Below are 24,197 nucleotides of genomic sequence, written 5' to 3'. Positions count from 1 at the left end.
GTTATAGAGAAAGAGGTGATAAGAAGATCTGTGTTAAGTGGTTGGACCGATTTTTACAAGTTGCATAGAAACTAGTCTATAATACTTTGGAGGAGGCTGGCATATGAATTGCGAAAGATGTCAAGAACATATCCCTGAAGGAGAAAGTTATGACCATCGAGGCAAAACGCTTTGTGAGGACTGTTATATAGGAGCGATGCAACCCCCTAAAACATGCGATGTAGCAGCGGTGCATTCTGCAAAAGCTCATAGAGAATCATTAGGTTTAAAAGGAACAGAAGGCCTTACCGATTTACAAAAGAAACTTTATACTTATATCCAGGACAATGGTAAAGCTACAAAGCAGGAACTTGTGGACTACTTTAAATTACCAGCTTGGGAATTGGAAAATCAATTTGCTACCCTACGCCACTGTGAATTGGTCAAAGGTCAGAAAATTGGAAACGAAATATATTTAGTGTGTTTTTAATCATGAAAAATCAGCTAGGTTTAGCGATGCCGAATCATTAATCAGTTATTAAGGGCCTTGTTTCACACTTGCGATTAAGTAAGCGGTGCGCTGATGAATCTTTTTATAAAGTTCAAAGCTCTATCCACGACTGGATAGGGCTTTATATATTAGTCAGAAAGCATAGCTTATCGTTCCATACTTTCTGTTTAAACTTGATTTTCTGGACAATGTTGGATATAATTTAAATGAGCATATGCTCAGAAAGGGCTGATGCAATGTCAAGGCGGCGTTGTTGTGGTCTAATTGATGATACAATAGTCTGCCAAACCTTTATTCCACTGGGACAGTCACGTTGGCCTGAAATATTAATTCAGCTTGAGGAATTAGAGGCGATCCGTCTTAAAGACAAAGTGGGTTTGGATCAAGTTGAGTGTGCAGCATCCATGGGAGTTTCAAGAGCAACATTTCAGCGAATTCTAGGGGCAGCTAGGTCGAAAATTGCCACAGCGTTAGTCGAAGGCAGGCCGATTATAATACGAGGTGGTAACTATGTCATAAAAAATAGGGTGTTTGAGTGCGTCGATTGCGGGCTAATGTGGGAGGCTGAACCGTGTGCTGCTGGCGGTAAATACGGATACGAGATAGCCTGTCCAAAGTGTGGAAGTATGAAAAAGATGAGACTGGACAACGGGCTTAAGCATACTTGTAGTAGCGGTCAGCACAGAAACCTAGGTCAGAGCAGTTGTTGCGGAGGGAACTCTTAAATTCACATATTTTAAGGCGGATATCAGGAGCCAAAAGGCTCTCGATATAAAATTGGAGGGTGGTTCAATTATGGCTAAAAAGATTGCAATTCCTACTAATGGTGAGGTCGTAGATGCCCATTTTGGACGGGCTGCAGGATTCACAGTGTTTGAAATTGAAGGTAACCAAGTTCGCAAGGTTGAGTTGTTGAGCGCAACAGGACTTCAACATCAGCATGAAGGACTTGCGAGTATGTTTAAACGCAATGGCGTTGAGGTGCTTATCTGCGGCGGTATCGGAGGAGGCATGATAAATGGTCTTCATGCGGTAGGGCTTTCTGTGGTCACTGGGGCTTCAGGTAATGTGGTGGATGTGGCCCAAGCGTATGCCCAAGGAAAGCTCGTGAGTACTGGGTCTGTCTGCCAAGAACATGAACACCATGATCATGGGCATCAGCATTAAGTAGCGACCCAAGAAGGACAAACTTGACAAACAAGAATCAGGAGAGTAACATAAATTTTGGCTATTATTCATTAGGGAAAAAGGGTTGTTTAGAAAGGGAGGCAGTACCGTGAGCGAGGCGTGTAATAGTTGTTCTGCAGCAGGAACATGTACTACTGAAAGTTGTTCTACTGAGCCTAAATTGACAGATGCTCAAAAAGCAAGCCATATTGACAAAGTAATTGCTGTTATGAGTGGTAAAGGAGGAGTCGGTAAGTCCTCTGTTACCAGCATGTTAGCTGTAAGCTTGATGCGCCAAGGGTATAAAGTTGGGATTTTAGACGCTGACATAACCGGTCCAAGTATTCCTAAAATCTTTGGAGTGACAGGAAGAGCGGGTGTCAGTAAAACTGGAATCCTTGCTTCGAAAAGCCGTGATGGCATTAAAGTAATGTCTCTGAATCTTATGATCGAAACAGAAGATGACCCTGTAATATTGCGCGGACCACTTATTACGCAAATCGTCAATCAGTTTTATACAGAGGTAATTTGGGGCGATTTAGATTATCTATTGATCGATATGCCTCCGGGGACAGGGGACGTACCGATCACGGTATTCCAATCGCTACCCATTAATGGAGTCGTTATGGTGACGAGTCCGCAAGCTTTAGCGAATATGGTTGTACGTAAAGCGATTAAAATGGTACGAAACTATGAACCTCCAATTTACGGAATGATTGAAAATATGGCGTATGTTCAATGTCCAGATTGTAAAAAGAGGATAGAAATTTTCGGGAAACCAAAAGGAGAGGAAGAATCAAAGCGTAATTCTATTCCTTTCCTGGGAGAACTTCCGATTGACCCGGCCTTAGCTGAATTATCAGATGCTGGTAAAGTTGAAGATTATCAATCCCCAGCCTTTGATCAAATTGCGAAACGTTTAGCTGAACAGATTAGAACGAACAGCGGTAAGAATCTAGCCTAATTAATAAAGTAAGGCCAGGAGTTGCTCTTTGCATATATTCCTGGCCCTTATTTTATTTGCAATCATGTAGCTATGGGATAACTTTGTCGAATTCTTTAACGTCTTAAAGTCGCTTTAAGACGTTGGGTTACTATGAGCAAGCCGAAGGCGTCCTCAATTCTATTTACAACCAAATCAGCTGACAGGAGAGTTTGGATTGAGGCCCCCTCGAGCCCGATGACGGCGATGCCCAAATGCGCTCGTTCTAGCATCAACTGGTCGTTAGCGCCGTTTCCGATAGCGATAATTTCCTGGTTATTAAACTGCAATAAATAGTCTGCTTTCTCGGTAGTATGGTCTAAACTCTCCAACACCTTTACCTCAACAGGCAATCCTTTACATTGACGTGCCACTGTACCGTAGGTATCCGCCGTGAGAATGTGGATCTCAACAAATGATGACAACTGAAGGAGATTATCTTTAACGGATTCAAACATTTTTCCATCTAAGGCTAACGTCCCGTTATAATCTAAGACCAATACTTTTAAGGTCATGGTCCCTTTGCCCGGAATAGTCACTTGAATCATAAACGATACCACCTTTTTGCATTAACCGAAAAATGGTTGCTGAGGTACTGTCCGAGTAGAGGATTCGGTCGAAGTAGAGAAACAACCTTGAAATGAACATCAAAGCAATAGATAGAGAACCAACTCTTGCCAGAATTGGCAAATCAGCAAGTTATATTGATTATACATGAATGCTTCACCACAACCAAGCAGATAAGGAGAAGGTACCAGATTAATGTCGGAAAACGTTTCCAAACATCAATAAAATAATTGAAATATATTAAATTACAATATATAATAAATTACATATTAATCATTCAAGAGAGAGTGAGCGTATATCCTAGATAAATAAATAGTTTGGATGGTAAAACTATGTTTGATGAAGACCAAGGACTATATACAATTGGTACTGTTGCGGAGTTGCTGGAAGAACATCCTGAGACACTAAGGGTTTGGGAGCGAAATGACCTTATACGTCCTGACCGGAAAGGGTATCAACGGAGATATTCAAGCAATGATGTTAGAAGACTAAAATTTATCAAATATCTTATGAATGAAAAAGGCTTGAACATCGCTGGTGTAAAGCACTTGACTTCCATGTATTTCTGCTGGTATAAGCAAAATTGCAAAGGGGGTGCCACTCAAAACAGTCCTGTTCCAGTCAATGAATCTAAAGCTTGCTGGAAGATTGAAGGGACTTATTGTCTCGTAGCAAGTGATAAGGCAGAAATGTGCAATTCCTGTGCCATGTTAAGGAGCTGCAGTGGTTGTAGTGGTTGCAATACATAAAAAATTTTTGCTTAAAACATCAATAAAATAATTGAGCAAAATTAAATTATAATAGCTACTTTGCTTTAAAGAAAGGATGTACTAGGATGCGTATAGCAATTTCAACAGGGGGATGTGGTCTCGACAAGTTTGTTGACGACCGATTTGGACGTTGCCCGTATTTTGTTTTTTGTGATTCTGAAGATCCACAGAGCACGGCGGAGTATAAAGACAATCCGGCGTTATCAGGAACCGGTGGGGCAGGTATCGCTGCTGCAGAATATATGGCTAAGGAAAAGGTAGAGGTTTTAATTACGGGTAGTTTAGGTCCTAATGCCCTGCGAGTGATCAACGGAGCGAATATACCAGCCTACACTGCAAGCGAAGACATGACACTTAGCGAGGCTATTTTGGCTTGGAAAGAGGGGCGCCTGATTCAGATCACTGAAGCTGGAGCCGCGCACGCCGGAGAACGTTAGAGGGAATGGTCTGAGAATGGCCTTGTCTAGGGAGGAATATGAATGAGGTTAGCCGTGCTTAGTGGTAAAGGGGGAACCGGCAAAACAACTGTAGCAGTGAATTTGGCTCTAAGTTGGGCTCCTTATCGAAAAACAACTTATGTTGATTACGACGTGGAAGAACCGAATGGTTTCATATTTTTGCGTCCGCAAATACGAGACACCTCAACAGTCTTTTTACCGTATCCAGAAATCAATAAAGCGTGCACTTTTTGTGGAAAGTGCAGCGAGGCTTGCCAATATCATGCCTTAGCTGTTGTCGGAGGAAAAGTTTTGGTTTTTCCAGAACTTTGTCACGGCTGTGGAACCTGCGGCATCGTTTGTCCTGTTGGGGCGGTGGATGAAGTGGAACGGCCACTTGGGAAAATTGACGAGGGAGAACGAGACGGTCTGCTATGCTTACAAGGTGTCCTAAAAGAAGGTGAATCCCTTGCTGGCCCAGTGATTAGAGGTTTGCATCGCAGGGAGAAGGAACATTCTTCAAGTTTGGAGGAGATAATCGTAGCTGATTGTCCTCCTGGGAGTTCTTGCAGTGTGATCCATTCCGCTGAAGGAAGTGACTTAGCAATTTTAGTTACGGAGCCCACTCTCTTCGGTCTGCATGATTTAAAGATTGCTGTTGGACTCATGCGTGAAATGGGTTTGGATTTTGGGGTTATTCAAAATAAAGATGATCAAGGTACCCTGATTCAAGAGTACTGTGCTCAAGAGGGCATTACCCTCTTAGGTAGTATTCCTTTTGATTTGGAAATTGCAAAAATCTATTCCCGAGGCCAATCCTTGATGCAAGATCGCAAGTGGAATGACTTATTCAAGACGCTGGGCGAGCGGATTGTAACTGAGGTCAAGCAGAGGAAAACCGAGGGGGAAATAATATGAAGCAGATGGCCATCATTTCAGGTAAGGGGGGGACCGGTAAGACAACGGTGGCAGCAGCTTTCGCTGAGCTTGCTGAACAAATGATTGTTGCAGACTGCGATGTTGAAGCTCCCAACTTACATTTAGTTCTGGCGCACCATGTCAAAAAAGAAGCCGAATACGTTGGTAATCAGACAGCTCGAATCAATCTTAGTCACTGTACTCATTGCGGTCGCTGTGAGGAAGTTTGTCGCTATGATGCGGTCTCAGAGAAAGTTCAAGCAGTGGAGGGTCTTCAGGGAGAGACCGTTTTCCCTTATATTGATTCTAAGCGCTGTGAAGGATGCGCAGCCTGCGTTTATGCTTGTCCAACTCAAGCGATTCAGCTTTGCCCAGAGGCAACCGGTAAAGTATTTCTGTCGGAAACGAATGTGGGAGATTTCGCTCATGCGGAGTTGTATTTAGCTGCGGATGGCTCGGGCAAGTTAGTGGCGGAAGTGCGGCGCTTGGCTAGGGATGAGGCACGATGCCAGAACAAGGCTGTGCTAATCGATGGATCTCCGGGGATCGGATGTGTGGTGATTTCCACCATCACTGGCTGTCAGCAGGTACTTGTCGTCACAGAACCATCTCAGTCTGGAAAGCATGATTTAGAGCGAGTCTTAAAATTAACAGCTCATTTTAGGATTGCAACACAAGTTATTATAAATAAATGGGATATCAACATAGAGGTCTCACAGGAGATTGAGGATGCTTGTTCTCAGTCGGGTGTTTCAGTAGTTGGCAAAATTCCCTTCGATCCGATGGTACCCAAAGCAATCGCTTTGGGGTACCCGATTACCCGTTATGAAAGTCCAGCTGCGAGGGCGATTCGTGAGATCTGGGCCAAAATTTCCCCTGTATTGACGGAATCTTCAGGGGGTCAACAGCTATCGTCTTAAGCTAGGTGAGGTACAAAAGGTCTTAGAATATTATAGATATAGGTTTTCAAAATAGGAGGAGAAAATATGTTCAAAAAGATAGCCATTCCAACGAACGGTGAAGTCTTAGATGCTCATTTTGGACGAGCTGCAGAATTCACCGTGTTTGAAATCGAGGGTCAAGAAGCGCGCAAAGTGGAAATTCTAAGCGCAGCAGGACTCGCGCATCAGCATGAAGGACTCGCCAGTATGTTTAAACGTAATGGTGTAGAAGTGCTCATCTGTGGTGGTATCGGCGGTGGTATGATCGCAGGTATCAACTCGGTCGGACTGGGAGTGATAACAGGGGCTTCAGGAAGAGTAGTTGATGTGGCAAAGTCTTATGCTAATGGAACGCTTGTGAGTACTGGGTCAGTCTGCCAAGAGCATGGACATCATGGGCATCACTAAGTAAGGGAGGTAGTTTGTGTGAGCGAGGCATGTAGCAGTTGTTCCTCAGCGGGTACTTGTACCACTGACAGTTGTTCTAATGAACCTAAAATGACAGAGGCTCAAAAAGTAAACCATATTCACAAGGTCATTGCAGTTATGAGTGGTAAGGGAGGCGTTGGTAAATCCTCTGTAACCAGCATGTTAGCCATAAGTCTGATGAGGCAAGGGTATAAAGTTGGGATTTTGGATGCTGACATTACAGGTCCAAGTATTCCTAAAATCTTCGGAGTAAAGGGAAAAGCGAATGGCAGTGAGGCGGGACTAATTGCTCCGAAAAGCCGTTCTGGTATTAAAGTAATGTCTCTAAATCTTTTGTTAGAAAACGAAGATGACCCAGTAATATGGCGAGGACCAATGATTGCTCAACTTGTCAATCAGTTTTGGAAGGATGTAATTTGGGGTGATTTAGATTATCTGTTGATTGACTTACCCCCTGGGACGGGAGATGTGCCGATCACTGTATTCCAGTCATTGCCCGTAAATGGGACTATTGTCGTGACAAGTCCTCAGGCTTTAGCGAATATGGTTGTAAGAAAAGCGGTCAAAATGGCGCAGAAATATGAACCTCCAATTTATGGATTGATAGAAAATATGGCGTATGTGCAATGTCCGGATTGCAAAAAGCAGATAGAGATTTTTGGTAAGCCAAAAGGCCAAGCAGAAGCGCAGCGCAATGCTATTCCCTACTTGGGAGCGCTTCCGATTGACCCGGTTCTAACAGCCTTATCGGATGACGGTAAACTTGAAGATTATCAATCCTCGGCTTTTGATCAAATTGCTCAACGACTAGCTGAAGAAATTAAGAAGAATAGTGTTAAGAATTTGTCTTAAGTCATAAATGGATACACATAAACAATAACTGGCCCTCGCTTTTGCGAGGGCCAGTTATTGTTTTCGAAGTGTTGTTTATTACAGTTTAGATTTCCGTTGTTCCAATTCCGCTTTCAACTCTGCTATAGACTTCGTTAATGCGATCGTATCCGCTTCAAACTTTTTAACCACATGACCAGGGAGATGTATCCCAGTTTGCTTTAAAACAAAGCCTTTTTGTTCTTCCAATTCATCGAGTTCCTCAGACAACTTCCGTAAGCGTCGGGTTAAATCCTCCATACGTAATTTCGACAAATCCTCCATAATGCTCACTCAGCCCTCTTTCTTATTCCCACCCCCTGGGGGTGGGGTTTTTCTTTAGAATACATCTAAACGATCGATTGGTCAATGCGTTTTTAGTTATGTTTTGTTGGATTATTATGACGATTGGGCATAGTTCATATCATTTATACTTATGGAGTAGCATATTTCCGCCAACTCAACAGGCGAATATAATGTCGAAAAAAGATGAAAAAGAGATATATATGAGAAAATATGTCTTGACCTCGTTATAGTTTAGTTGTATCCTTAAGGAAGCAAAGCCCCAACCGGGAGGGGGGGGCATAACGGATTATTCACATTGTAGTCCAAGTTTAGAAACGGTAGGGCTGAATGTGAAAGAGATAACTTGTCCAAAGTGCGATGGGATTAGGGTAGAGCCTTCAGTGAATTTGTAAGAGGCGGAATTATAATATTACAAGGAGTGAAGAGTATGTCAGTCATGAATCAAAGAATTACCTCCCAGCTTAAACAGATTTTTGGTGACAGAATGAAGGTAGACATGATTGAACGGAAACTGTATTCCTATGACGTTGGAGCTCTGCCTTCCCTAATTAAGCCATTTGTACCCGTTGGGATAGCAGGTGCGGTGGTTAGACCCATAGAAGAAGTCGAAATTGTTCAGTTAGTAAGGTTGGCTGTACAGGAAAAACTTCAGCTCGTACCTAGAGGCTCTTCCACTTCAGGTTACGGTGGGGCTTTGCCGGCTGAGGGAGCTGTTGTGGTGGACTTGAGCGGCATGAGCAAGGTTATTGCTGTAGATTCCGCTAAAAAAATCGTTCGCGTACAGCCAGGTATTATTTGGGAGCAACTACAAAAACAAATCAATAAAAAAAGATTGGATTTACGTCTTTATCCAACCTCCCTGCCGGCCTCAACCGTTGGAGGTTGGTTGGCCCAAGGTGGTTCCGGATTTGGCTCTTATGAGTACGGCCAGTTTAAGGAAAATGTTTTGGCAGCCAGAGTGGTTATGCCTTCCGGAGAAGTACAGAATTTTAGCGGCCAGGATTTGGCCGATTATATTGCGGATGCCGAGGGTATTACCGGTATTATAGCCGAAGTGACTCTCAGAGTTCGTGATTTAATGCTGGAGGTACACAGGGCCTTTGCATTTAAAGACGCCAAATCATTAGGTGATGCCCTAAAGACTATTTCACAAAAAAAATTGCCCATCTGGTCCATCACTTTTCTCAATCCGGAATCTCTGCGGTTGAAGAAAAAACTCCCCCACAAACATGGCCATCCCTACGAGGAAGCTAATTCGCATGTTGCTCCTAGGCTCCCGGAATCCTATGTGATGATCATAGCTTATCCCGAAAATCGCCACTCAGTCATCGATACCGCTTTGGTGGCAATCATCAAGGCCAATAAAGGTGAAGAATTATCTTCAGAAGTAGCTGAGCACGAATGGGATCTGCGGTTTGCCCCTATGCGTTTAAAGCGGATTGGCCCTTCCATTATTACCACTGAAGTTATTGTGCCAACAGAAAACTTGACAGATGTTTTAAACGATATTGCCATGAAAATCAAACAACCCTTTATTGCTGAAGGGATGGTGGGTAAAGGTGATAAAGTAACTATCCTGGGTTTTATTCCACATGATGAACGTTCCTTTGCTTTTAACCCAGCTTATGCTCTGGCCCTGTCGGTCATTAACATTGCCAAGAAATACGGCGGTACTGCCTACTCCACAGGTTTGTATTTCAAAGGGGAAGCCAAGAACGTTTTGGGTGTAGAACGCTATCAAAAACTGACGAGTTACAAAGCCAAAGTGGATCCTAAAAACTTATTTAATCCCAATAAGGTAATTGGCTCCGGTCTAATCAATACTATTATGGGTTTGGCTTCCGCCTTTGAGCCTTTGATTCGCCCCATTGCCAATGCCGCTACCGCTCCCACCGGTGATCTCTCTGCCAGAACCAAAGAGCAAAACGGAATTCCAGGAAGTGTTGCTTTCTTCGCTACTGCCTGTGCCCGTTGTGGCTACTGTGTATCCACCTGTGAGCAGTTCTCGGGCCGTGGTTGGGAGTCCCATTCTCCCCGCGGCAAATACGCCTACTTGAGAGAAGTACTGGCGGGTCGGGAAAAATTTGACCAAGAGATGGTCAATAAGTTTCTCCTGTGCACCACTTGTGAGGTCTGCAATACCCGTTGCCAGCTAAACATTCCTGTCGAGCATAACTGGATGGCTTTGCGCGGTAAGTTAATTACTGAAGAAAAGCGCATGACCTTCCCGCCCTTTGAAATGATGGCGTCCTCTCTCCGAGGAGAAAAGAATATCTGGGCCGGTAAACGGGAAAAAAGAGCGAACTGGATTCCCGCAGAGATTAAGCCTAAGATTAAAGAAAAAGCCGATGTCCTGTACTTTGCCGGGTGTACAGCATCTATGGTAAACAGTGATGTGGCGATATCAACCGTACGCATTTTAGATAAGGCGGGTATTGAGTTTAGTTATATGGGCACCGATGAAGCCTGCTGCGGTATTCCGATGAAGATAGCCGGGAAGTGGGATCTCTTCGAAGAAATTTTTGAGCACAATGTAGCTGAAGCCAAAAAGCGCGGTGCGAAAACTATCGTTACTTCCTGTCCGGCCTGTGGGCTGGCCTGGAAAGAGCTTTATGCCGGTTTGGCACGCAAAAAAGGGATAGACTTTCCTTTTGAAATCAAGCATTATTCCGAAGTAGCGGCTGAGGCATTAGCCAAAGGGGATCTGAAGTTTGAACATGAGGTGAAAGCCAAGATTGCCTTCCATGATTCCTGCCATGCCGGTCGTGCTCAGGGGATCTATGAACCTCCACGCGAACTGATTGCCGCTATCCCCGGTGTAGAACTGGTGGAAATGGAGCATAACCGTGAAACCGGCCTGTGCTGTGGTTCTGTTTTAACCCTGATCGGGGAAATGCCAGTCGCTCCCAAACTCGGTGGGATGCGGATTCAGGAAGCTATAGATGTAGATGCTGATGCCCTATTAGCTCTTTGTCCCTGCTGTCAAGTTCAGTTGAGGGCATCTGCCAAGGCCAACAATATGAATATCCCGATAACTGACCTGGCTCGGTTTATTGCTAAAGGGTTAGGCTTTGAAACCGAAGATAAAACTGAATTCTCGTTGGAAATGTGGGGCTATTTCGAGAAATTTATCATTCTTATGTATCCTGAAAATATGGCTAAGATTATGGGAGCCTTGCTTCCGCAGATGTTTGCTAACATGCCTGCAGGTATGGTGCCAATGATGAATGCTATGAAATATATCCCCGGCGGCTTGGCCTTGATGGGAAAAATGATGCCTGTAATGATGCCGATGTTAGTCCCCGGGATCATGCCCAAGGTTATGCCTGATATGCTGGCTGAGGTTTCCCGCCGCGTCGGTCCGCTGCCTAAGGATATGGAGGAACTGATGCCAGACCTGCTGCCAAAAACCATGGATTCCTTAATGTCAAACTTGCTGCCTCAACTCGTACCTCATATAACTCCTATGATGATCGAATATATTAAAACCGGGCAGATCCCCGCTGCAGCTTTTTCGGTCGCCGAAACTTCCGCAACTAAAAACAAAAAAATAGCAGCTAAGTAGCATTTTGATATACTTGAACAGTATAGTCGGCTTTGGAACAATGGGTCAGGGAGTATAAAAACTATCCTGGCCCTATTTTTATTAGTGCTTAAACATTACAGTATATGGTGGCAAATTCTGACACAAATTCTATGTTGACAAATAATTAGGATTGAGCTAAACTTCATATATACCTACCGGGGGTATAGGGGGATCGGATGAAGAATATAAGTTATTGAAAGAAAAACAAGAAATCAATCTTTATAGGGAGAGTGGCTTTCATGCAAATATCGGTCGACAAAAAAAGATGTCCTCAGAATCATTCATGTCCTGCAATTCGAGTTTGCCCAGTTTCAGCTATTAGACAATATGGAGTTGACGCGCCGACCATAGACGATGAGAAATGCACTAAATGCCAGAAATGTGTAAAATATTGCCCGATGGGAGCATTGCAAGCGATATAAGATAGTAATATCCCAGTGACAAGCTAAAAATTGTCCATGGCTGGGGTATTGACTATGACTAGTGAGAGGAACTTAATTAAGAGGTTCCTCTTTTTATTGGAGACTCCCACCCTTTAGATTCATGTTCCTTATTCTGTTTCTGAGGAGGCAGACTCCTAGAAGACTTCTCCCCAGAAGTCTCGATGTTCAGCTCTAGCTAAACGAGCATACGGAAAATATTTTTAATATTCAGAAATATAAAATACATTAGTAAATCTATATTGACCTATTGATTATTTCGTTGTATTCTAAGTGAAACGATATCCAACCCAACCCCCGGGGGGAGGAATGCATGGCGTTTAAAATGGCCTATGGAGGTGGTACTTAGACAATAGAGCTTTAGCAACTGAAATTTAACTTGTGAGGTGAGGAGCAAACGTGAATAATAAGAAATGGTCTTTATTAGCCTTATTTTTTGGCCTGTTCAGTGTCGTGCTTGTTGGGTCTTTTTGGCTTTTAACGCCAAAAGTTACCGAGGCCGCTTGTGGTGCATCCACCTCCTCCTGCAAAACCTGCCATGAGGTTAAGGGAGAAGATCCTGTCTCGAAAAAGGGCAATTGGCATATCCAGCATGCCTTTGGGGATTTTTGTCAAGCCTGCCATCTGGGAGTGGCCACAGAGACTGATAAAGCAAAAGCTCATGTTGGAGTCGTGGCAAAGCCTTTAGCTCAACCTGACCAATCTTGTGCCTCGTGCCACCCCTCGGATAGCGCGGCCCGGGTTGCTAAATATGGCGGCACGGTGACTGGTAGTTCAAATTCTACTGGAGGCGCAACTTCTGCCTCAGGAGCACCCGCACCCGGAACCTCTGCAACTTCCTCCGAGGCTGGAGCAATTACTCCGTCCGAGGCTGCTACCCAGATTCCGCCCAGTGCTAATCCTAATTTTGATTTAATTGATTTTAATGTACGTGATATGGTCCCTTGGCTAGCGTGGGTTATTGGCATAATAAATGCGTTTATTCTTATGCTTTTGGCGGTTCTTATTTGGAGATGGAAAAAAGGGTTTTGGCCATGGTCTTTCTTGAAAGGAAGACAAAACAATGTTCCCTATCATTCCCTTCCTCCTGAAGCGCAAGAAGTGTTCTCCCTGTTATTAGAGGGAGATATAGAGACCGTCTTGGCCCTGCAAGAAATTCTCAAACGGGAACAAGGCCGTCAATTATTACAGGCCGTGTCGCACTTGCCCGAAAAGGTACAAGCACAACTTCAAAGGTTCAATGAAAATGAACTAAAGTCCTTATCTTCATTGAGTGATGTCATGAAGAATGTAAAGGAGGGAGAGCACCTTGGCCTTTAATGAAAAAATGAAGCTAAAAATATGGTCCCCTTGGGCAGCAGGGGTACTTTTGGGATTGACGGCCACTGCTTCCTATGTTTTGGTGGACAAAACAATTGGCTCATCGGGTGGGCTAGAAAACATTGATAGTATGCTCTTGAAACTATTTCATTCAAGCTTGGCTAATTCGATGTATTTTAAATTTCAGATGCCGCCGGTCTTGAGCTTCCAGATTTTGTTGTTTGTAGGAATGCTCCTAGGTGCTTTTACGTCCAGTATCTGGTCCAAAGACTTCAAATTTAGAATGATGCCGGATCAGCAATGGACGCAGGTATTTGGACCAAGTAAGCTCAAACGCTGGAGCATGATTTTTATCGGTGGGATTATCATTGAGTATTCCGCAGGTATTGCCGGTGGGTGTACCAGTGGCTTAGCTATCTCAGGTACAATGCAACTATCTCCTGCGGGGCTAATCTTCATTGGCGGGTTGTTCGTGTCGGGAATTATTACGACTAAGATTTTGTATGGGGGGGATTATTAAGATGATGACTTACGTTGTCCCCATAGTTATTGGTTTCTTCTTCTCCTTTGCCCTCCAAAAGGCTGGGCTAGGACACTATCATAAAATCGTCAATCAATTCCGCTTTAAAGATAATACGGTCATGAAGTTTATGATGACGGGGATCTCCGTGGGACTAGTTTGTCTCTATACGCTGAAAGATCTAGGTTTTATCCAGTTGGATCAAGTTTCGTCCACTTATATTTTCGGTAATTTACTGGGCGGACTCATGTTTGGGGTGGGAATGGCTTTAGCCGGCACATGACCGGGTACATTGATCACAGGTTGTGGTCAGGGTAATTTAGACTACTTGATTCCTGGACTTTTGGGTTTTTTGACCGGTGGTATATTATTTGGGGCTACCTATCAATCGTTTTTTTTGAAAATCTCGACCATTGGTGACTATGGACAAAAAACTCTCGCGGAGCTTTGGCATGTCAACCACTGGCTATTTATTGGACTCTTTGTTCTTTGTACAGGCGTTTTCTATGTAGGTTCAAAAATTGCGGAAAGTTCTAAGGAATCGGAAAAAAAACCTTCTATAGAATCCTAAAGCATCAAATGCTGAATGAAAGGAGGGGACAATGTGTCCAAAGTTTATACCTGGGACCAATTGTTCAGCCGCCGTCAGTTTATCAAAGGAACAGTCGCTACGGCAGCCCTTGGCGCTTCAGCTACTGCTGGAATAGGTCTACTGGCACCTGAATCCAGTTTGGGAATAAATGATAGTCCTGCGCAGACACCAGCTAAGGGTGTAAAGCATGTTACCACCATTTGTGAGCAATGTGTATGGCGGTGCGGAGTAGTTGCTAAGGTTGAAAACGGCGTCGTGAAAAAGTTGGAAGGTAATCCAAATCATCCAAACAATTTAGGGAAATTGTGCCCGCGTGGGAATGCCGGCATTGAAACGTTGTATAGTCCGGATCGAATTAAATTTCCACTCATCCGAGCAGGAGCACGAGGGAGCGGCTTGTGGCGCAGGACTTCTTGGGATGAGGCTTTAAGTTATACTGCTGAGCAAATGAAGAAGATTAAAGACAATTATGGCGCTAAGGCGATGATGTTTAATTCCACGGACAACCTCTCTCAACCATTTTTCGAAATTCTTCTTAAAGCTTATGGCACCCCTAATTACGGAACTCAACGAAGTTTATGCTTCAATGCCATGACGACGGGGTTTCTGTATACGTACGGTATGCCTCAACCAGGCACTGATTATCGCAATTGCAAGTATATAATTTTTACGGGGCGAAATTTGGCGGAAGGGATTTCGAATAATGAAACTCAGGAAATGATCGAAATGGTGGCCAGGGGTGCCAAGGTAGTAGTCCTTGATCCGCGTTTTAGTAAGACGGCCGCAAAGGCTACTGAATGGTTGCCAGTTCGTCCTGGAACGGATTCCGCTTTTTTCTTAGGGATGATTAATGTGATCATTACGGAAAAGTTGTACAATGAACCGTTTATCAACCGTTATACTCAAGGTTTTGAAGATTTAGTCACAGAAGTGAAAGACTATACCCCTGAATGGGCGGAGAAAAAGTGTGAAGTAGCTGCGACGACGATTCGGCGTATTGCCCGGGACTTTGCTGCTGCTGCTCCCGCGGCTATAGCACATCCTAACTGGCGAACTTCTAATTTTACTAATTCATTCCAAAACGAGCGGGCGATTGCCGTGCTCAATGCCCTTATAGGTAATTGGGCACAGCCCGGTGGACTGATTCCCGATCAAGAAATGAGTACGGCCAAGCTTGGAGTTTTGTCTCATCCCCCTTTTCCACCGGCTCAGGGGATGCGTCTGGATGGAGTGCCTTGGCAGTATCCCATGGTTCCTTTAGCCTATGGCGTTATTCAGACGATGCGGGATAATATTTTGACAGGCAAACCCTATGAGGCTAAAGGGTGGTTGATTTCCAGGCAAAATCCAGTGCTTTCCATTCCAGAACGACAAAAAACTATCAATGCTCTTATGAAGTTGGATTTTGTTGCGGTGATCGATATTCAAGCAAGTGATACAGCGTATTATGCTGATGTGATTTTGCCTGAATCCAGCTATCTCGAACGATATGACGGCTTGATTCCAATTGGAAATAAAATTTTTATTCGTCAGCCAGTGATCGAGCCCCTTTATGACACCAAAAGTAGTTTAATTATTTATAAGGAATTGGCCGAAAAATTAGGCTTGAGAGAATTCCTGCCATATAAGGATGAAGTGGATCTTTTGTCTAGGCAACTCAAGCCTTTTCCAGTGAGTTTACAGGATTTACAGCGTGCTGGGCACTATGAAGTAAAAAACTTCCAAGAGGACCATTCCAAAGATTTCGAGTTCCAAACGAGTAGCGGGAAAATCGAAATCTCATCGGGTATAATGGTTCAAATGGGTAAGAAGGCTGTACCGACTTGGAATGAGCCGCCACGGCCAGAGGAAGGTCAATATTACCTCTTAACGGGGAAGACGGCTCAGCATTCGCAAATGTTCACCCAGAACAATCGCTGGCTACTGGAAGTTTTTTCTGTCAATCGTGCGTGGTTGCATACATCGGTTGCCAAAAAGATTGGTGTCAAGACGGATGATGATGTGGTTGTGGAGAGCGAGGTTGGAAAGGTTAGCATTAAAGCTTATGTAACCGAGGGTATACGACCTGATTGCATTTTTATGGTCGGAGGATTTGGGCACGTAAGCAAAGGGCTTAAGTTCGCTTATGGCCTTGGAGCGAGTGATTCGGCCCTGCACAAAACCGTAACGGATCCGATTTCAGGGGGTTCTTCCTTAAGTGAAACCTTTGTAACGGTGAGAAAGGCATAGGGAAGGCGTAGGAGGAAAAAATATGGCTGTTCGCATGGGATTCGTCATTATTACTTCACGCTGTATCGATTGCGATGCTTGTATGGTGGCTTGTCGCGCGGAAAATGATGTGCCACTCGGAAATAAGCGTAATTGGGTAAAAAGCAGCGGAGTTCAGGGACAGTTTCCTAATGTTAAGGAAATTTTTCAACCGGGTAATTGTATGCATTGTGAGCACCCACCTTGTGTAAAGGTTTGTCCAACAGGGGCTTCTCAAAAACGGGTAGATGGTATCGTAATAGTCGAAAACAGTAAATGTATCGGGTGCAAATATTGTATTGTAGCTTGCCCGTATGACGCCCGTTTTCCTAATCCTGTGACTGGAAAGGCCGATAAGTGTACTTTTTGCTGGCAGCGCCTTGAGCAAGGGTTAGAACCGGCGTGCGTTCAAACGTGCTTAGGAAAGTCGCGCCAAGCAGGAGACCTCAACGACCCGAATAGTATCGTCTCAAAATTGATTGCCAAGTATCCGACTCGGCAATTGTTAAAACAGGTGGGAACTGGCCCAAATATTTATTATATTGATGAAGCCGTTCCAGAAATTCCTCAGGGGGAGTGAACTAGGGTTTCGCCAAAGCCGCACCTTCTAAAAGGAACACTTGGCGGCGCAGGTGGAGTCTACCTGAATCGAGGCAGATCATGGAACACCCACTTATCGTAGTGGGTGCCTTGGAAGTGGATAAATGTTTAGGAGGTATGCTGCTTGGAATTAACTTGGGGACTAATGATCGTTATTTACCTCTTCACTGCAGGGCTGAGTGCAGGGGCAATGGTAACGTCCAATTTTGCCTTTCTCTATGGTGGCCAAGAATTTGAGCGTGTTAGTCGCTTCGGTGCCTATATTTCGCCCTTCCCGATTTCTTTGGGGTTAGGCGTCCTTCTACTTGATCTAGGTAGTCCGTTTAACTTTTATCGGCTATTTCTTACTCTGCAAGTAAGGTCTCCGATGTCCTACGGGAGTTGGGCAATTCTGTTCTTTACCTTTTTAAGTGTCATCTACCTTTACCTTTGGCTTCCAGAAAACTATCAAGTCCTTGGATTGAGAAATCCTCAAACGTGGAAAAAAAGATTGGCAAAGTTCATGCCCGTCTTGTCCGTGGGCGTTGCCTCTTACACGGGTGTCCTGCTTAATGCTGCAGTTCGCCCGCTCTGGACGGCCCCTTTGCTTCCAGTGCTGTTTTTGGTTTCTGCTTTATCGACAGGTGTGGCATCCGTGATCTTGATTGCTGCTCTCAGCCCTTGGCAACGGGCTAGGCATAGGGAATTACACCTATTAACTAAGGCAGATGCGATATTGATAATCCTGGAGTGTTTGATTATACTAACAATGATAGTCATGGGGAGAACGAACTCACTCAGTGTATCGTCTGCCTTTAGCAATTTGTTAATTGGACCTTTTGCCTGGATTTTCTGGTTGCTCATTGTAGGGTTAGGTCTGATTATTCCGTTAGCGTTGGAGTTGATGGAACTTAAGGACAAAATTCCTGTTAAGTGGGCATTGCCGGTTACCATTAGCAGTAGTTTTTTGGTCTTATTTGGAGGATTTTTTGTGCGTTTCGTAATTACCTATGCGGGACAATGGAGTGGTTGGTTTAACTAGAGGAGGCAAGGAAATCTGATGCCAAAACAAATAGAATGGACGAGACGAGCGGTGTTACGCTTAGGATGGTTCGGAATTATCGCTGCTAGTACCTTGTCAATTGACCCTCTAGTTAAATATCTGACGAGTAAAGAAGACCAACTGCAGTCTCCTTTAGTGGTTTATAACAAACCGCTTGATAAAAACAGTGACTGGCAAAGTGCAGCCACTGCTCGGGTGTGGGTCAAGCGAGATTCTCGAGGAGCGATGGCTTTGGTAGCATCCTGTACGCATCTCGGCTGCGAGGTTACTTATCATCCGAATAGAAAAGAATGGCTTTGCCCCTGTCACGGGAGTGTTTATGATGTCGAGGGCAGGCCCCTTTCAGGGCCTGCCCCTAAAGCTTTGCAGAGAGCGGCCGTGGAAATCAAACCGGATGGATCGTTAATGATCAATACCGCTCAACAAGTAGAGATGGATTATCGGGCATGAAAGATCAAAACTTTGTTAACCATATTAGGCCACGATTCATTCCTGATGGAGTCCTCACAATACTTTATACGTTCTGCCTGGGAGGGTTATCTTTCCTAGCTTTTGTGATACTTGGGGTTACTGGTTTCCTTCTGATGTTTCATTATCAGCCAGGAGATAGTACTGGGTTCGGTAGCATACTAACGATAGCCTCTGTAATTCCCTATGGTAGCGTGATTAGAAATTTGCATTATTGGGCGGGTCAGCTCATGGTTGTCACAGTTAATCTCCATATGCTGCGTGTCGTTTGGACTCATTCCTATAAATCTCCCAAGCAACTGAATTGGCTTATAGGTGTGGCCCTACTGATTCTAATCTTGGTTCTGGATTTTACTGGTTACTTGCTTATTGGGTCACAAGAAAGTGGTGCAGCAGCGACAGTCGCTGTTAATATATTGGGATTAATTCCTGGTATGGGGAAGGGACTTGCGCAGATTATGTTTGGAGAACCTTCTGCTTTAAGCGGAAGTACCCTAGTGGTGTATGTATGGCATTGTGTTGGCCTACCTATATTTGCTCTGTTCTTACAACTTTATCACTTTTGGCGTATCCGTCGTGACGGGGGAGTACGCCCGCTCTAGGGGGGAGTCCATAATGGCCCGTTCGCCAATTAAACATCTCATCGAAAAAGAGGGAATAGCTTCGATATTTTTTCTTGTTTTTTGTCAGGTCCTGGCTTTAAAGTTTGCGGCAGGAATCGGAACAAGCAATCAGGCGCCCTCTGTTGCGCATGCAGTTGCTCCGTGGATCTTTGGTCCGTTTCAAATCCTATTGCTCTATCTCCCACCGTGGTTAGGCGCTCTTGTTTTCCCTCTGATCTTCATCGCAGGGCTCGCTGGACTACCTTGGATTGTTGATTATTGGGGTGTGAAGTCAGGTCAGAGGATTTTTATGATTCTCTGCGGCACGGTTATTCTCCTGCTGATCTGGTTTATGATGAAAGAATTTTGGTGGATATAAATGAAGAAAACATTCCTGCTGGCCAGCCTTTTTCTGATCCTGATGGTTATTCTAACCCTGAAGCAGGGGAGGACTCCCGAATGGAGCGATTATCAAAAAGAATATTTTAACGAGCAAATTTCGGAGCTGCAAGTTCAACTTGGAGCTATTGATAATGAAAATAAGAAAAAGCAGGTTGAGCTACAAATAGCAAGTTATCAAAATCGCAAGCCGGAGATTATTGATCTTATTCTGCCAAATGGTAAGGTTGAACGCTGTAAAACTTGCCATATTGGTATTGAAGAAATATCAAGCTCCCATCCGAGCAATACGTTTGGGTGTGTGGTTTGCCATGGTGGAAATCCTCTGTCACTTGACGAAACGACTGCTCACGCTCAAATGTACGGCGGCAGTCATCCGGGCTCATTAAATGTAGCTTCTTTAAGTTGTGGAGGGACAGGAGGAAATGGAATATCTTGTCATGCTAATAACCAAGAACAAGCAAAAAATGAAGTTGATTTAGTTAAAACTTCAATTATGTCTACTAAAGCAGGAGAGCTAAGTGTCGTCCGTATGATGTTTGGCCTAGACAAAACTAAAGATGTTCCCGGACTCGCGAAGGGCCAAGTGGCCTCACTTTATCCTCATCCTCTCCAGGGGCAACCCAGCGAAAGAGGGTTTAAAGAGGACTGCCTAAGTCAATGTCATCAAAGCGAAGGAAATCTGCCTGTACCCCAAGGTCTAACTTCATCTAATACTCAACAAGGAACTGCTCAAGTTAAGAGCAACGGGCAGAACGGAGATAATGACAAAGTACAAGGTAATGGGTGTGAAGCATGTCACGTCTTGACCAACCCTACTCATACATATATCGGGGATGATACGACCATTAAAGCAAATGATATTGGCCACGGAATGGTCCATCGTTTAACGACACAAATTCCGTACACTCAGTGTAATCAATGTCATAACCAAGGGAACCATGATGCCCTCAAAATGAGCTTTTCCGTTCGTTCTGATATGGCTAAGGTTGTGAGTGATTGGAAAGCAGGAGATACGACTTGGGCGGATCGCTTGAGCGATTACTATTTGCCGGGTGAGATTTTCGCAAGATGTGAAGTAAGTCTTGATTGTATTGATTGTCATACAAGACGGGATGTCATGGGAGATGACAAGCTGCATACATCTCAATATGATGCTGTTCATCTGCAATGTCTTGATTGTCACGGTACAAAAGAAAGACTTCCCTTAACTAAGAAAATTGAGAATCTGAATGATCTGGCCTTTGAAGAGCAAATAACGAATTCTCAATTTCCAGCATTGCAGATTGGGGATGAAATCGTAAGGACTGTTAAAGACGAAGAATTGCCTTTCTTGCGACATAAAGGAGATAATTGGATTCAAAGCAGTCGTATTACAGGGAAAACATTTAATGTGCCTTTAGTTTATGGCAGTAAATGTGAGCAAACCCTCGATGAGCAAGGAGCAGATTCGTGCCATAAATGTCATGACCAAAGTGCCCAGCATCCGTGAACTCTTGCAAAATGATTCGAGAACAGTTAACTCAAAGCAGACGACAAGTACGGGTACAACGTGGAACGGGGGTATTTTCGGTAGAAATGGAGAATGGTCTGCCCAATCTACAGACCAAAAATTTATGAAACAAAGGTTTGATGAAATCCTAGAGACAATAAACAGCAGGAATTCGCTACTTAAAGAGTTTGGCGAAGAAATATTTAATGCGTTGGATGAGAAGATTGAAATTCTCACACAACGCATTTTGTTTTTAAATTTAAGAATGGGATGAAAATAGGGGAAAGTCATTTCGAAACTGGCTTTTTTAACTTTCACTATACTTGAAGACGTATTTAGTATATAATAAGAAATGGACACATAACCAAGTGTAATCGATACCTCTTACTAGTATCATATCACAAAGACTATAGGAATGTCAAATGGTTTTTCCGAGATTCTTTAGTTTAGGAGGGTGATCCAATGGACAGTTACCAAGAAAATCATCAGGAGGAGATCGATTATCTTAGGAAGACATTGGCTTTTATCAATGAAGAAGTGGAAAAGGAAGCGAAGAAGTTAGAAGAGAAAAAGAGTGATTTAATTGCCGCTAGAAAGGATATGTATGAAAATACCGTTCATGTTTCGAGTGACTTTGAGAGTCTTATCGATATAAACCTGCATCTTATGCAAGTTAATAATCATATCTCAAGTTACAATCCCCAGCGTATCAAGAACCTTAAGAAATTGATAAACTCACCTTACTTTGGCCGGTTTGACTTTATAGAAAAAGGTTTTGGTGAAAAAGAAAAGATATATATTGGCCTTTATAATCTATTGGATAGGAATACTGGTCAAGTCTACGTTTATGACTGGCGCGCACCTATTTCAAGTATATTTTATAGGTATGAACTAGGTGAAGTAATGTTTGACACTCCGGCAGGCATTAGTCGGGGAGATGTTTCCTTGAAAAGGCAATATAAAATTCGAAATTCAAAGCTGAAATACTTTTTTGATTGCAGTGTCAGGATTACCGATGAAATACTGCAGGAAGTACTAAGTCATAATACCTCTGCCAAAATGAAAAATATTATCGAAACGATACAAAAGGAACAAGACGTAATTATTAGGGATAGGGATCATGAGCTGTTAATCGTCCAAGGTGTAGCGGGTAGTGGCAAAACATCGATTGCTCTGCATAGAATTGCCTACCTCCTCTATGAAGGTCTTAATTCCAATCTACGATCCAAGGATGTCATCATAATATCTCCTAACTCCGTTTTTAGTCATTATATTTCGAGTGTCCTCCCTGAGCTGGGGGAAGAAAACGTAAGGCAAAGCATCTTTGACGATCTAGTCTTAGAGGCTTTTCAAGGTCGATTTGGGGAAGAAACACGGGATATGCAGCTTGAATCATTGATACATTCCCGAGCGAAGACTGGTGATGACCGAAGGCAGCAAAGTATCGATTTTAAGGGTTCGAGGGTATTTAAGCAGATTCTTGATAGACTATTATGGTATTACGCGCATCGGCTTATTGTCTTTGAGGATGTCTATTATAACGGAACAATTCTAGCGACGAGGCAACAGCTAAAGAACCGTTTTCTACACAATGAAATTGGTACTCCGATTGCAAAACAGCTCAAAATGATCGAAAGAATCCTTATGAAAAAGGTTCATCCATTACAGAAAAAGAGACTTAAGCGTTTGGAAAAGATTGTGGAGAAAAGTGAAGGGCATGAGTTTGAAATTAAGTCATTCAGCCGATTATTAGCCATTAAACAAGCCGTAGCTTTTCGGGAGCGAATTCAAAAATTCACGAACGTTGATTACGGACACTTATACACACTGCTTTTCAAGAACCGTGGGCTTTTGCTCAAGTTGTCGCAAGGTCTCAAACTTCCAGAGACTATTCAAGAAATTATTTCGACAACTCTTCAAAATCTGCGAGAGGGGCAAGTGCATTATGAAGATTACGCTCCCCTTCTTTATCTGAAGTTAAAAGTCGAAGGGAATGATGTGGTTTCCGGGATCAAACATGTGGTCATTGATGAAGCCCAGGATTATAGTCCTCTACAATACGAGATTTTTAAGATTTTGTACAAAAATGCAACTTATACTGTCCTAGGAGACATTCATCAGACGATTGAAAAACCAATAGACTGTTCACTATATGACAATATTTCTGAGATACTCAATAAAGGTAAGACGATAAAGCTGTCTTTAAATAAAGGGTATAGATCAACATGTGAAATCAACACCTTCGCACAGGATCTACTAGGTGAAGGTACTCAACACGATTATTGCTCTATTGAACGGTATGGTGAGGAACCCCGGCTTATCCATCAAGAAACAATAGAGGCGATCGATCAGTCGATCATAGAAGATATAGCGAAATATACAGAGCAAGGGTATGAATCCGTTGCTGTCGTATGCAAAACTCAAGAGGATGCAGAAAAGGTGTTTAGTCGCTTGAAAAAATCGGTGCAACTAACACTTATTAAACCTCGAGGCGGAGAAGTTATAAAAGGTGCCTTAGTCATTCCAACTTATATGGCAAAGGGATTAGAATTTGATGTTGTGATCGTATACGATGTTAATAAGGAAAACTATGCAAGTGATTTTGATAGACAACTACTGTACATTGCCTGTACTCGAGCACTCCATCGATTGGTTATTTATTACAAAGGAGATAAGAGTCCCTTGCTTTAATGATCAAAACATTGATTTCAATACTTGCATGACTAATCAGTATTGCTGTTAGGTACAGGACTTCCTGATATGCCTAATATCTTGGCACCCATCTTATTTCCTCCTTATAAAATTTATTATTTCTTACACAACTTGTCTTAGAAGATTATATTATAGATTATACTTGAGTCATGCTGAAAAAGAATGTGATAACGATTAGTTAATAGCACGATTAGCTCGGCAACAGCACCTTAAACCGCGGAAACCAGTCGTCAGTGATGAGTTAATTTTTCACAATGGATTATGTAAGGTTAACTTGACACAGAGGCTAAAATAATGATA

26 protein-coding genes are annotated in these 24,197 nt (G+C 43.3%); 24 read left to right on the top strand and 2 right to left on the bottom strand.

Features of this window, described 5'->3' with window-relative positions:
* Positions 1 to 103: 103 nt before the first annotated feature.
* The 4 genes from DOT_RS20130 to DOT_RS20115 all read left to right on the top strand — a co-directional run bounded on the left by DOT_RS20130 (position 104) and on the right by DOT_RS20115 (position 2,621).
* Positions 104 to 469 (top strand): hypothetical protein, encoded by a 366-nt coding sequence (locus tag DOT_RS20130; RefSeq protein WP_009622800.1) that lies wholly within the window; start codon positions 104 to 106, stop codon positions 467 to 469.
* A gap of 257 nt (positions 470 to 726) precedes the next feature.
* The gene (locus DOT_RS20125) at positions 727 to 1,215 is read left to right on the top strand and encodes a DUF134 domain-containing protein (protein ID WP_009622798.1); all 489 of its coding nucleotides are present in this window, start codon (positions 727 to 729) and stop codon (positions 1,213 to 1,215) included.
* A 70-nt stretch (positions 1,216 to 1,285) separates the two neighbouring features.
* A complete protein-coding gene (locus DOT_RS20120; protein WP_009622796.1) occupies positions 1,286 to 1,657 on the top strand; it encodes a NifB/NifX family molybdenum-iron cluster-binding protein in 372 nt (123 codons plus the stop codon).
* Positions 1,658 to 1,766: 109 nt separating this feature from the next.
* A complete protein-coding gene (locus DOT_RS20115; RefSeq protein WP_009622794.1) occupies positions 1,767 to 2,621 on the top strand; it encodes an Mrp/NBP35 family ATP-binding protein in 855 nt (284 codons plus the stop codon).
* Between the two features lie 95 nt (positions 2,622 to 2,716).
* On the opposite strand, the gene DOT_RS20110 is transcribed toward DOT_RS20115, so the two are convergent.
* A complete protein-coding gene (locus tag DOT_RS20110) occupies positions 2,717 to 3,187 on the bottom strand; it encodes an HAD hydrolase family protein (RefSeq protein WP_009622792.1) in 471 nt (156 codons plus the stop codon).
* Between the two features lie 351 nt (positions 3,188 to 3,538).
* Between DOT_RS20110 and DOT_RS20105 the strand changes: the two genes are divergently transcribed.
* From DOT_RS20105 to DOT_RS20080, 6 genes are all read left to right on the top strand, one after another.
* Positions 3,539 to 3,955, top strand: coding sequence for a MerR family transcriptional regulator (locus DOT_RS20105; protein WP_009622791.1), 417 nt, complete (start codon positions 3,539 to 3,541; stop codon positions 3,953 to 3,955).
* 86 nt (positions 3,956 to 4,041) lie between these two features.
* A complete protein-coding gene (locus DOT_RS20100) occupies positions 4,042 to 4,413 on the top strand; it encodes a NifB/NifX family molybdenum-iron cluster-binding protein (protein ID WP_009622788.1) in 372 nt (123 codons plus the stop codon).
* A gap of 42 nt (positions 4,414 to 4,455) precedes the next feature.
* Complete coding sequence (locus DOT_RS20095) at positions 4,456 to 5,331, top strand: ATP-binding protein (protein WP_009622786.1); 876 nt, start codon at positions 4,456 to 4,458, stop codon at positions 5,329 to 5,331.
* Positions 5,328 to 6,251, top strand: a complete 924-nt coding sequence (locus DOT_RS20090) for an ATP-binding protein (protein ID WP_009622784.1) — start codon at positions 5,328 to 5,330, stop codon at positions 6,249 to 6,251. Before DOT_RS20095 ends, DOT_RS20090 begins: the two co-directional genes overlap by 4 nt.
* A 66-nt stretch (positions 6,252 to 6,317) precedes the next feature.
* Positions 6,318 to 6,680 (top strand): NifB/NifX family molybdenum-iron cluster-binding protein, encoded by a 363-nt coding sequence (locus tag DOT_RS20085; RefSeq protein WP_009622782.1) that lies wholly within the window; start codon positions 6,318 to 6,320, stop codon positions 6,678 to 6,680.
* 18 nt (positions 6,681 to 6,698) lie between these two features.
* On the top strand, positions 6,699 to 7,553 hold the full coding sequence (locus tag DOT_RS20080) for an Mrp/NBP35 family ATP-binding protein (protein ID WP_009622781.1): 855 nt from the start codon (positions 6,699 to 6,701) through the stop codon (positions 7,551 to 7,553).
* Between the two features lie 78 nt (positions 7,554 to 7,631).
* Here DOT_RS20080 and DOT_RS20075 read toward each other — a convergent pair whose 3' ends face one another.
* On the bottom strand, positions 7,632 to 7,856 hold the full coding sequence (locus DOT_RS20075) for a hypothetical protein (RefSeq protein WP_040413055.1): 225 nt from the start codon (positions 7,854 to 7,856) through the stop codon (positions 7,632 to 7,634).
* 448 nt (positions 7,857 to 8,304) lie between these two features.
* Between DOT_RS20075 and DOT_RS20070 the strand changes: the two genes are divergently transcribed.
* From DOT_RS20070 to DOT_RS20010, 14 genes are all read left to right on the top strand, one after another.
* A complete protein-coding gene (locus DOT_RS20070; RefSeq protein WP_009622776.1) occupies positions 8,305 to 11,442 on the top strand; it encodes an FAD-binding and (Fe-S)-binding domain-containing protein in 3,138 nt (1,045 codons plus the stop codon).
* A 260-nt stretch (positions 11,443 to 11,702) separates the two neighbouring features.
* Positions 11,703 to 11,885 (top strand): 4Fe-4S binding protein, encoded by a 183-nt coding sequence (locus DOT_RS32780; RefSeq protein ID WP_083824206.1) that lies wholly within the window; start codon positions 11,703 to 11,705, stop codon positions 11,883 to 11,885.
* A gap of 417 nt (positions 11,886 to 12,302) precedes the next feature.
* A complete protein-coding gene (locus DOT_RS20065) occupies positions 12,303 to 13,223 on the top strand; it encodes a hypothetical protein (RefSeq protein WP_009622769.1) in 921 nt (306 codons plus the stop codon).
* Positions 13,213 to 13,743, top strand: coding sequence for a YeeE/YedE thiosulfate transporter family protein (locus tag DOT_RS20060; RefSeq protein ID WP_009622768.1), 531 nt, complete (start codon positions 13,213 to 13,215; stop codon positions 13,741 to 13,743). The genes DOT_RS20065 and DOT_RS20060 overlap by 11 nt, the downstream gene beginning before the upstream one ends.
* A 1-nt stretch (position 13,744) precedes the next feature.
* Positions 13,745 to 14,314: a YeeE/YedE thiosulfate transporter family protein gene (locus DOT_RS20055; RefSeq protein WP_157998501.1), complete on the top strand. Its 570-nt coding sequence runs from the start codon at positions 13,745 to 13,747 to the stop codon at positions 14,312 to 14,314.
* Between the two features lie 33 nt (positions 14,315 to 14,347).
* Positions 14,348 to 16,564: a molybdopterin-dependent oxidoreductase gene (locus DOT_RS20050; RefSeq protein ID WP_009622763.1), complete on the top strand. Its 2,217-nt coding sequence runs from the start codon at positions 14,348 to 14,350 to the stop codon at positions 16,562 to 16,564.
* A 22-nt stretch (positions 16,565 to 16,586) separates the two neighbouring features.
* Entirely contained in the window at positions 16,587 to 17,162 is a 576-nt protein-coding gene (locus DOT_RS20045) for a 4Fe-4S dicluster domain-containing protein (RefSeq protein WP_009622760.1), read from the top strand.
* A gap of 144 nt (positions 17,163 to 17,306) precedes the next feature.
* On the top strand, positions 17,307 to 18,203 hold the full coding sequence (gene nrfD / locus DOT_RS20040; protein WP_009622758.1) for an NrfD/PsrC family molybdoenzyme membrane anchor subunit: 897 nt from the start codon (positions 17,307 to 17,309) through the stop codon (positions 18,201 to 18,203).
* An 18-nt stretch (positions 18,204 to 18,221) separates the two neighbouring features.
* Positions 18,222 to 18,674 (top strand): ubiquinol-cytochrome c reductase iron-sulfur subunit, encoded by a 453-nt coding sequence (locus DOT_RS20035; RefSeq protein WP_009622756.1) that lies wholly within the window; start codon positions 18,222 to 18,224, stop codon positions 18,672 to 18,674.
* Positions 18,671 to 19,294 carry a cytochrome b N-terminal domain-containing protein gene (locus DOT_RS20030; protein ID WP_009622754.1) on the top strand — a complete coding sequence of 208 codons (624 nt, stop codon included), beginning with the start codon at positions 18,671 to 18,673 and terminating at the stop codon, positions 19,292 to 19,294. Before DOT_RS20035 ends, DOT_RS20030 begins: the two co-directional genes overlap by 4 nt.
* A gap of 13 nt (positions 19,295 to 19,307) precedes the next feature.
* Positions 19,308 to 19,673 (top strand): hypothetical protein, encoded by a 366-nt coding sequence (locus tag DOT_RS20025; RefSeq protein ID WP_009622752.1) that lies wholly within the window; start codon positions 19,308 to 19,310, stop codon positions 19,671 to 19,673.
* Positions 19,674 to 21,185, top strand: coding sequence for a hypothetical protein (locus tag DOT_RS20020; RefSeq protein WP_009622750.1), 1,512 nt, complete (start codon positions 19,674 to 19,676; stop codon positions 21,183 to 21,185).
* Positions 21,127 to 21,459: a hypothetical protein gene (locus tag DOT_RS20015; protein ID WP_139024258.1), complete on the top strand. Its 333-nt coding sequence runs from the start codon at positions 21,127 to 21,129 to the stop codon at positions 21,457 to 21,459. Before DOT_RS20020 ends, DOT_RS20015 begins: the two co-directional genes overlap by 59 nt.
* A gap of 188 nt (positions 21,460 to 21,647) precedes the next feature.
* Positions 21,648 to 23,876 carry a UvrD-helicase domain-containing protein gene (locus DOT_RS20010; protein ID WP_009622746.1) on the top strand — a complete coding sequence of 743 codons (2,229 nt, stop codon included), beginning with the start codon at positions 21,648 to 21,650 and terminating at the stop codon, positions 23,874 to 23,876.
* The last annotated feature ends 321 nt before the right edge of the window (positions 23,877 to 24,197 follow it).

The organism is Desulfosporosinus sp. OT, assembly GCF_000224515.1.
Classification (GTDB): Bacteria; Bacillota; Desulfitobacteriia; order Desulfitobacteriales; family Desulfitobacteriaceae; genus Desulfosporosinus.
The sequence above is the reverse complement of the archived record's forward strand: the minus strand, read 5'-3'. Positions and strand labels throughout refer to the sequence as shown.

Coding starts and splice junctions, on each gene's coding strand:
- DOT_RS20130 (WP_009622800.1), top strand. CDS start 104: ATGAATTGCGAAAGATGTCAAGAACATATCCCTGAAGGAGAAAGTTAT.
- DOT_RS20125 (WP_009622798.1), top strand. CDS start 727: ATGTCAAGGCGGCGTTGTTGTGGTCTAATTGATGATACAATAGTCTGC.
- DOT_RS20120 (WP_009622796.1), top strand. CDS start 1,286: ATGGCTAAAAAGATTGCAATTCCTACTAATGGTGAGGTCGTAGATGCC.
- DOT_RS20110 (WP_009622792.1), bottom strand. CDS start 3,187: ATGATTCAAGTGACTATTCCGGGCAAAGGGACCATGACCTTAAAAGTA.
- DOT_RS20105 (WP_009622791.1), top strand. CDS start 3,539: ATGTTTGATGAAGACCAAGGACTATATACAATTGGTACTGTTGCGGAG.
- DOT_RS20100 (WP_009622788.1), top strand. CDS start 4,042: ATGCGTATAGCAATTTCAACAGGGGGATGTGGTCTCGACAAGTTTGTT.
- DOT_RS20095 (WP_009622786.1), top strand. CDS start 4,456: ATGAGGTTAGCCGTGCTTAGTGGTAAAGGGGGAACCGGCAAAACAACT.
- DOT_RS20090 (WP_009622784.1), top strand. CDS start 5,328: ATGAAGCAGATGGCCATCATTTCAGGTAAGGGGGGGACCGGTAAGACA.
- DOT_RS20085 (WP_009622782.1), top strand. CDS start 6,318: ATGTTCAAAAAGATAGCCATTCCAACGAACGGTGAAGTCTTAGATGCT.
- DOT_RS20075 (WP_040413055.1), bottom strand. CDS start 7,856: ATGGAGGATTTGTCGAAATTACGTATGGAGGATTTAACCCGACGCTTA.
- DOT_RS20070 (WP_009622776.1), top strand. CDS start 8,305: ATGTCAGTCATGAATCAAAGAATTACCTCCCAGCTTAAACAGATTTTT.
- DOT_RS32780 (WP_083824206.1), top strand. CDS start 11,703: ATGCAAATATCGGTCGACAAAAAAAGATGTCCTCAGAATCATTCATGT.
- DOT_RS20045 (WP_009622760.1), top strand. CDS start 16,587: ATGGCTGTTCGCATGGGATTCGTCATTATTACTTCACGCTGTATCGAT.
- DOT_RS20035 (WP_009622756.1), top strand. CDS start 18,222: ATGCCAAAACAAATAGAATGGACGAGACGAGCGGTGTTACGCTTAGGA.
- DOT_RS20030 (WP_009622754.1), top strand. CDS start 18,671: ATGAAAGATCAAAACTTTGTTAACCATATTAGGCCACGATTCATTCCT.
- DOT_RS20025 (WP_009622752.1), top strand. CDS start 19,308: ATGGCCCGTTCGCCAATTAAACATCTCATCGAAAAAGAGGGAATAGCT.
- DOT_RS20020 (WP_009622750.1), top strand. CDS start 19,674: ATGAAGAAAACATTCCTGCTGGCCAGCCTTTTTCTGATCCTGATGGTT.
- DOT_RS20015 (WP_139024258.1), top strand. CDS start 21,127: ATGAGCAAGGAGCAGATTCGTGCCATAAATGTCATGACCAAAGTGCCC.
- DOT_RS20010 (WP_009622746.1), top strand. CDS start 21,648: ATGGACAGTTACCAAGAAAATCATCAGGAGGAGATCGATTATCTTAGG.